The following is a 648-nucleotide window of genomic DNA, read 5'->3' on the forward strand; positions in this document are numbered from 1 at the left end:
AACACCCCTGCCGAATCCGACGAATTCGAACAGGCTGAATTGTTCTGATATCTACGTCAATGCCTGGGCGTGCATCTTCGGGATGTAACATGTGCGTGCGATGATGCAGCGCATGCACATGGTCAGCGTAGACAATGGGACGCAGTATGAGTGCGTTCAGCGATTGCGTGGGGAGGGGATATGCAAATGAAACGTGTTCGTGTTGGCGTCATAACCGGTATAACGGTCGTCCTTGGCGTTCTGGTTACCGTTGGAATCATTTGGGGCGTCACGGAATATCGGCAATCGACCAAGCCATTCACCTCATCGAGCAGCGCTGAGTGAGCGGCACGGGTGAGATGCGTGCATTATCGCTCCATATGACGGAGATGCGGGTGGTTATATCGAAGCGTGACCGTCGCGCCGGCGACGGTGACGGCGCTTGTCCGTCCCCGAAGTGCCAGCCATGTCTGCAACTGTAGATGCATACCGGGTGCACGGTGTCAGCGAGTCGCCTGACGAGAAAGGCATGGGATAATCGTCTAAAATTGTGTGGGAATGGGAAGGCTTGCATGCAGGTTGCTCATGTGCCGAACGGAGACGTTCTTGCATGCATGACCATGGCAATGACAGGGAGGTGCCATGATGAAGGGTTTTGAAGGACGACAT

1 protein-coding gene is annotated in these 648 nt (G+C 54.6%); it reads left to right on the forward strand.

Going from position 1 to position 648, the window contains the following annotated elements; all coding sequences use genetic code 11:
• The first annotated feature begins 146 nt into the window (after nt 1-146).
• Nucleotides 147-320, forward strand: coding sequence for a hypothetical protein (locus H9626_RS15575; RefSeq protein WP_225230970.1), 174 nt, complete (start codon nt 147-149; stop codon nt 318-320).
• Nucleotides 321-648 lie beyond the last annotated feature (328 nt).

Origin of the sequence: Phocaeicola faecium, from assembly GCF_014837055.1 — a bacterium.
Lineage (GTDB): Bacteria > Bacteroidota > Bacteroidia > Bacteroidales > Bacteroidaceae > Phocaeicola > Phocaeicola gallinarum.

Excerpts from the sequence above, each read along its gene's own strand:
- H9626_RS15575 (WP_225230970.1), top strand. The coding sequence starts at position 147 with ATGAGTGCGTTCAGCGATTGCGTGGGGAGGGGATATGCAAATGAAACG.